This is a genomic window from Deltaproteobacteria bacterium, assembly GCA_015233135.1.
Taxonomy (GTDB): Bacteria; UBA10199; UBA10199; order JADFYH01; family JADFYH01; genus JADFYH01.
The window spans coordinates 1-4,933 of sequence record JADFYH010000058.1 but is presented as its reverse complement, the minus strand read 5'-3'; the positions used below and the strand labels follow the sequence as shown (position 1 = coordinate 4,933).

Below are 4,933 nucleotides of genomic sequence, written 5' to 3'. Positions count from 1 at the left end.
TCGTCGTCACAGCCAGAGAAATCCCCGCCATCGGCTGATTCATTTCGTGAGCCATACCGGTAGACATCTCGCCCAATGTCGCCAACTTGGCGGTTTGAAAAAGCTGCGTCTGAGATTCAGCCAGTTCTTTCTCCACTTTCCTTTTTTCGGTAATATTTTCCTTGATGGCAATGTAGTGGGTGACCACACCCTCCGGGTTTCTCACAGGCGATATTTTTGCCACCTCAATAAAAAGTTCTCCGTTTTTCTTTTTGTTGACAAATTTACCTTCCCAGATCTTGCCCGCCGTTAGGGGCTTCCAGCGGTCTTGAATCGTTTCAGGGGGCGTTTGGTCGGTGTGCAAAACACGCGGATTTTTGCCTATCGCTTCCTCAGGAGTATAACCAGTCAATTCAGTAAATTTTGGATTTACAAACTCAATATCACCCTGCGTGTTGGTGATCACAATCACCGTAGGGCTCTGCTCGATAGCGAGCGACATTTTTAGAAGAGAAGTGTTTGCGACGCTGAGCCTCTGACCTCTCAGTCGAGATCGCTGATACAGCTGCAGCACAACAAACATGAGAAGAGCCACAAGAACACCAACGAATGGAATCAGATCAATGCCATAGGGATAAGTTTTTGAAACAAGATCCTGATGATCTCCATAGTGCACAAGAAAATTCTTAAAATAGAGGGCTCCTAAAAAAATCAGGATGCCGATCAAGATCGAAACCATATTCATCAGGGGCGATCCGCGCCACCAGCAGCGGAAGTAATCTGAGAGAGAGTCTTTCATCATTTTATGAGCTGCTCCTGATAAGGCACAACATCGACAGTTGCCGGGTGAACAAGTTTCGAAAATTCTTTGCCCACCAGGTCTGGAGTGACCGTATCGCTTCCGGAAAACAAGGCAGAGGCACAGATGCTATCCAGCATCTTGACGGCTTTTCCTGGAAAATACTGGTTCGGGAGGAATTTCGCCGCCAGCTCGACACATTTCACAACTGCATCTTCCCGAATCTCCACCCGATGATGTTTTTCATAAATGCCCTTGATGCCCATGAGAATTTTGATTGTCTGCTGAGCATCCGGCTCCGGAACCTCCACCACCTGGAATCGCCTGGCCAGCGCCCGATCTGGCTCGATGTATTTGCGGTATTCCTCGTACGTTGTCGCACCAATGCAGGGAAACTCACCGCGTGCCAGATACGGCTTGAGAATGTTTTCAGCTCCCGTAGAACCCTCCGCACTGCCCATCCCCAACAGCGTATGGATCTCATCAATAAACACAATGAGTTTTGAGGCATTGGCCTTCACTTCTTCCAGCAAAGCCTCAATTCTTTTTTCAAATTCACCCCGATATTTTGTGCCCGACACCACGGCATTGAGATTGAGCGTAAAAAGCCGCTTCTGAAGAAACGAGCGAGGCACATCGCCCTGGACGATCCGCCGGGCCAGTCCCTCAACGATAGCCGTCTTTCCAACCCCTGCCTTGCCCACCAAGAGAGGATTGTTGGCCTCCATCCGCGAGAGGACCTTCAAACACTCCTGAATCTCGGCCTCACGCCCCACCATGGGCTTGATCTTGTTCTCCAAAACAAGCTTGGTCAGATCGATTCCGAATCTCTCCAGTGACTGCATCGACCGATTGCCGAGATCTCCGCGAAAATTGTCGAAAATGGGTGCGATCTCGGGGGGAAGATCGAGAGTCGGGGCCAGGATGACCAGAAAACTTCCAGCCCTCGTCAGAGCCTCAGGCATAGATTTGATCGCCGAGATCATCTCGGCAAATTCCGAGCCTTGCAGGCTCTCCCGCATCAGATAGTAATGAAAATCTTCCAGCAAATAGACGGCGTTCTTGATGGGTTCGTTTCGGATGGCACCCAACACTTGAAAGGGTGACAGCTTTTTATTCCGATGCAGCAAAAAGGTATCCTCCTCCGCGTAGGTCGCAGCGGTTACCGCCTTCAACCCCTCTGCGTAGGTCCACTGAAATGGCCTGAGCCTCATCGAGCGGGCCACACTCACAAACTCATCCATCAGTTTTCTGGAATCGCTGTACGACGCGAGGATGAGCGGCTTTCCTGCCCGGAAGGGAGACGACAATATAGACTTGTCGGCGTGGACACTGATTTTCACGTCCATCGCAGAAGCTCGCACAGGCGGGTGCTGTTCTTGTGGAGTTTCCCATTCTACAACGCTTTGCGGCTGCTCAGGACGATTCTCTTCAGCAGCAATCTCAGCAGAATCTCCCAGCAGTGACAGGTCAAACCAGCTGAACTCAAATCCATCCATCCGCTGTTTTTGTTGGGCAGGCCCCAAACGCTCGAAGGGGTCGGTGAAGTAAATGACAATGTCAAATTCATACGGGCTGGGGATCTCGCGTCTTTCCTCCCAATTGGCGTCCCCACGCGTTGCAGACCCTAAGCGCTGCAAGCGGGAAGTAGTCTCAACACGGTAACTCTTCTCAAGGTAGATATTTGAGGGCTGAACAGGGTCGTAGAGAAGCAACTTCAATTCTCCGGCAATATCCCGGTTGATCAGTTGCTCCAAATCTTTCACCAGGCCCGTCTCAAGATGTTCTGGAATAATTTGGTAATATTGGTTGAATAACCGGACATCCGATCGGATTCGATCGATGAGGTCGCGTTTGTTTCCAGAGACTGGATTAAGTACAATCTGCAAGATTTCTCACCACTTTTTCTATTTTAGAGGCGCCCTTAGATCTCGCTCAGATCTCCCACACGCATCTTGACGTCCAGAAGATGCTCTCGCACATCGCCCAAGGCATCATGGTAATCCACCAGTCTGTTTTCGATATTTTTGTTCTTGTCTTCCGTGGCATGGCGCCACTCGTCGACCTTTTTTAAGCGATCGGCCACTTTGATTTTTCTCTTCATCACCAGGGGCAATTCCCGATCCAGCTTTTCGAGACCCGCCTTGATCCGTGCACTTTTATCTTTGACCTCTTTGGAGAGTCCGAAGAGTTCTGCATTCACATCCCACAGGGCAACCGATTTTTCCTTCAAGGAACTCAACTGCGAAAACGACTCCTTCATCCCTTCTTCAAACTGGGGAATCCTTTGTTTAAAGGCCTCGGTGGCAATCTCCCTGTCCTTAATCTGTTTTACCAGATAACAGGACTCCCCCGAGAGTCGCACGCTCTCGGATTTCACAAATTCCAACTGCCGCTCCAGCTCAACACGCTGTTGTTTCAGATAAGTAAATCTTTCGGTGGCTTCCAGGAAACGGATGGCGCCAGAATCGAGCAGGTCCCTAAAAATCAGATGCGCCTCGCTTTGATCCAGCGTGAAATATTGCCGAATCTCATCGGCACTCTTCAAGCCTTCGATGCAACTCAAAAAATCGGTCTTAACGGGGTCTCCTGCCACCACATCGCGATCAACCACCAGCGGATAGCAGTCCTTCATGGTATCCCAGCCCAACATCAATTTTTTCTTCAATTGGGAAGCGCTATTCTCCATGGGAGTTTTCCTTCTTGTTCGCTAAAAGGACGATCTCTCGATAGGCATCGTTTCTTTCTTCTTCTGTTTTTTTCAAAATTTCTTTCAGACGGTTCACTTCTTCGCTTGCAGTCTGCATCTGCGCGGCTTCGTTTTTGTAAAGACGTTTAAACTTTTCCATTTCTTCCACCACCAAATCAAATCGCCTGTTGAGATCTTCCGTCATCGTCGAAGCCTTCTCGACCTGTCGGAGTCTCTCTTGAAGCGCTTCGTTGGTTTTTCTAAGCGTAGCCCTTTCTCTGTCATGAATCCGCGCCTCGGATTTCAAAGCCACATTCATCTCTAGAGAATCTCTCAATTGTTTTTCAAGGTCGCTGATCACCCCCAACATCTCGTTCGCCACCACGTCCAGCCGCTCATTGGAAACACTGGCAAGGTCTCCCGTTTCGATCCGAGAGATCTCTTCCAGACGCTCCTTGAGACTGGATATCTCGGGAGAGGCCCTTAGATTTTTGCGAGGGTGAGAAATTGCCTGGTTTGCCGATACTTCAGATTCGTTGTTCATTGCGAACTGCCTCCGCTTTGAGCTACTTTGTCGTAATAGAGCATCTTGCCATTTTTGATTGTACGGTTGAGATCGTCAAGCAGATCTTGCATGGATTTCTCCGACGACTCTACCTTTTCTATCAATTCTTTTTTCTGACCGCGGACATGCCCCAGCAGCACTTCCAGGTACCCGAGCATATTCTCGGAGACGCCCGCCTCGCCTCGGGTAAATTCAAAGTTTCTCTTCAGAAGCTCATAGCGTTTTGCCATGCTGGCCAAATGTTCATACTCCCCTTCGATGTATTGAACTGTCCGGTTTTTTTCACCCATCAGAAACTGGATCTCCAGAAGCACCTTGTTGTACTCCACCTGAGTATTAGCCGCCTTGTTCTGAATTTCCCGAAGCCGCTCCTTGGCCTCCTCGTGAAGTTTCGAAATCGTGTTCAATTTCTCCTTCAAAGACTTGTTCTGCTCAAAGGCCTCCTGATTCGCAGCAGCAGTGCGTTCGATCTCTTCGGCAACAAGACGATTCAGACTATTAAGCCCTGCAATCCTCTGCTCGATCGTTTCTGCAGTCGATTGCACAACTGCTCCTTCAACTTGTGCCGCATCAGTATTTGCCGATTCAGCAAGCGAAGAAACAGGGACCTCCAAAACATTGGAAGAGACAATCCCAGAAACCTCTGAAGACCGCTTCGCCTCAAGGACACGACCCAAGTCTACCTGGATCTGTGAAAGCTCCAGTCTCACCGCCTCTTTCTTTTCCGTTTCAGCAGGCCCCGGTTTTTCAAAAAGGGCGTCCACCTTACGCACCCGAGCATGCAGCATGACATTTTTTGTTTGTTGTGAGTGCGCTGTAAGATTCCCAAAAATAGGAGTATAATCTTTCCTAATCACCCCAAGAGAGAAGCCCGCCTCTACGAGACGCAAGATAAACGCAA

At 49.4% G+C, this 4,933-nt stretch carries 5 protein-coding genes; all 5 read right to left on the bottom strand.

Annotated features, from left to right (window positions below; all coding sequences use genetic code 11):
- Window positions 1-781 (bottom strand): PAS domain S-box protein (locus tag HQM15_11980; GenBank protein ID MBF0493481.1); only part of this gene is annotated, 781 nt, incomplete at its 3' end.
- A complete protein-coding gene (locus tag HQM15_11975) occupies window positions 778-2,667 on the bottom strand; it encodes an ATP-dependent Clp protease ATP-binding subunit (GenBank protein MBF0493480.1) in 1,890 nt (629 codons plus the stop codon). The genes HQM15_11980 and HQM15_11975, both read right to left, overlap by 4 nt.
- Window positions 2,668-2,702: 35 nt before the next feature.
- Window positions 2,703-3,467: a hypothetical protein gene (locus HQM15_11970; GenBank protein ID MBF0493479.1), complete on the bottom strand. Its 765-nt coding sequence runs from the start codon at window positions 3,465-3,467 to the stop codon at window positions 2,703-2,705.
- Window positions 3,457-4,011: a hypothetical protein gene (locus HQM15_11965; protein ID MBF0493478.1), complete on the bottom strand. Its 555-nt coding sequence runs from the start codon at window positions 4,009-4,011 to the stop codon at window positions 3,457-3,459. The genes HQM15_11970 and HQM15_11965 overlap by 11 nt, the downstream gene beginning before the upstream one ends.
- A complete protein-coding gene (locus HQM15_11960) occupies window positions 4,008-4,820 on the bottom strand; it encodes a hypothetical protein (GenBank protein ID MBF0493477.1) in 813 nt (270 codons plus the stop codon). Before HQM15_11960 ends, HQM15_11965 begins: the two co-directional genes overlap by 4 nt.
- Window positions 4,821-4,933 lie beyond the last annotated feature (113 nt).